The sequence below is a fragment of the Vibrio sp. Vb1337 genome, from assembly GCF_033338715.1.
Classification (GTDB): Bacteria; Pseudomonadota; Gammaproteobacteria; order Enterobacterales; family Vibrionaceae; genus Vibrio; species Vibrio alginolyticus.
The window spans coordinates 1-1,384 of record NZ_JAWOTD010000106.1; the positions used below are offsets into that span (position 1 = coordinate 1).

2 protein-coding genes are annotated in these 1,384 nt (G+C 48.6%); both read right to left on the bottom strand.

Features of this window, described 5'->3' with window-relative positions:
* Positions 1–47: 47 nt before the first annotated feature.
* The gene (gene lafS, locus R7E42_RS24250; RefSeq protein ID WP_318073125.1) at positions 48–776 is read right to left on the bottom strand and encodes a lateral flagellar system RNA polymerase sigma factor LafS; all 729 of its coding nucleotides are present in this window, start codon (positions 774–776) and stop codon (positions 48–50) included.
* Between the two features lie 12 nt (positions 777–788).
* Positions 789–1,289: a flagellar basal body-associated FliL family protein gene (fliL, locus tag R7E42_RS24255; protein WP_318073126.1), complete on the bottom strand. Its 501-nt coding sequence runs from the start codon at positions 1,287–1,289 to the stop codon at positions 789–791.
* Between the last annotated feature and the right edge of the window lie 95 nt (positions 1,290–1,384).

Below are 1,384 nucleotides of genomic sequence, written 5' to 3' on the forward strand. Positions count from 1 at the left end.
ACACAAGGATAGTGAGGACTCCTAAAAACTTTTGCATCTTGTGACTCCTAAGAGGACATTAATTGGTTGAGTTGTTTCAGCGCTTGTTTATGAAGCTGACAAATTCGAGGTGGCGTCAGATCCAAGACGAGGGCTATTTCGTGTAAATTGAGTTCGTGTTGATAAAACAGCGTCAGTAGCAATTGATCTCGCTTTGACAGTCGGCCTAGTGCGCTGTCTAAGCTACGACGAATGTGCTCGTGCTCCATGCCGTCGTATTGCCCACCAAAGTGGCTGTCGGTGCTGTTTTCCATCAGTTGATCGAGACTTTGCATTTCACCTGCAAGCGCCGCGTTTTGACGGTTGTAATAATCTTGCTCGTCGGTGCCGAGAGCTTTGATGATTTCTGAGGCCGTTGGCATGCGACCTAACGAGCGGGTGAGGTCACGAGTGACGTCGTTAAGCTCATGGGCTTGCTGACGTGTCTTACGTGAGCGCCAGTCTAAACGGCGCAGCTCATCTAAGATCGCGCCACGTACGCGGCAAACCGCAAATGCCGGGAAGTGAGTATCGTCAATGTCTCCATAACGACGTCCTGCTTCAACCAGCGCGATAAGACCAATTTGCTGCATATCTTCGATACTGCAATGGGAAGTGGCATGAACGCGAAGTTGGTTAACTACGCGTTTCACCATCACTTGATGACGTTGCAAAAGTGCGTTTTCATCAATCGGGCGTGATGGTGTGTTCACTTCCTCTGGTGCGGTGTACGTTTCTTGAGGGTTCATGTCTAACATGGTTGTGCTCCGTTATTGCACAACGTATTTCGTCAGCAGTACATCATCGATATCACGCACGATGTCAGTCTTCGCAAAGGCTACCAACAGCGTTTGCTTCACTTCGTTTTGCAGAATATCGATCGCGCCTGTCTGTTGCAGTTCATCGAAAGTTTTGTCGCTAAACAGCTTCAAAAGCGAGTTTTGAACCATTGGCATGTAGTTATCGATGTCTTTAATACGTTCTGGTCGACGCGTCTCAATAGCCAGCTCTAGCATGACAAAGTGCGTCTGTTTCTTGCCTTTAATGCTCAGCACAACTTTGTCTAGAGGGTGAAAGCTTGGGCCTTTGCTGGTTGGTTGTTCAGTCACAAGAAAAGACAAAGGAGAGTTCTCAAGCAGTGAGCTGGTTTCACCTGAATCTTGTGCCTGTTTATTGAGATACCACATACCACCCATGATGGTGGCGGCCGAAACGAGGGCGCTGGTGATGATCATCATGATAAACACGGTAATAAGTTGCTGTTTGGTCATAACCTTTATTCCTCGTTGAAACCTTAGGCGTGAGTGCTGAGCCAGTGCTCAGACAGAGAAGCGGTAAACGGCTCGTCGGAAGAGTCGCGCGCCGC

Bases quoted from the DNA above. Each gene is read 5' to 3' on its own strand.
- fliL (WP_318073126.1), bottom strand. From the start codon at position 1,289: ATGACCAAACAGCAACTTATTACCGTGTTTATCATGATGATCATCACC.
- lafS (WP_318073125.1), bottom strand. From the start codon at position 776: ATGTTAGACATGAACCCTCAAGAAACGTACACCGCACCAGAGGAAGTG.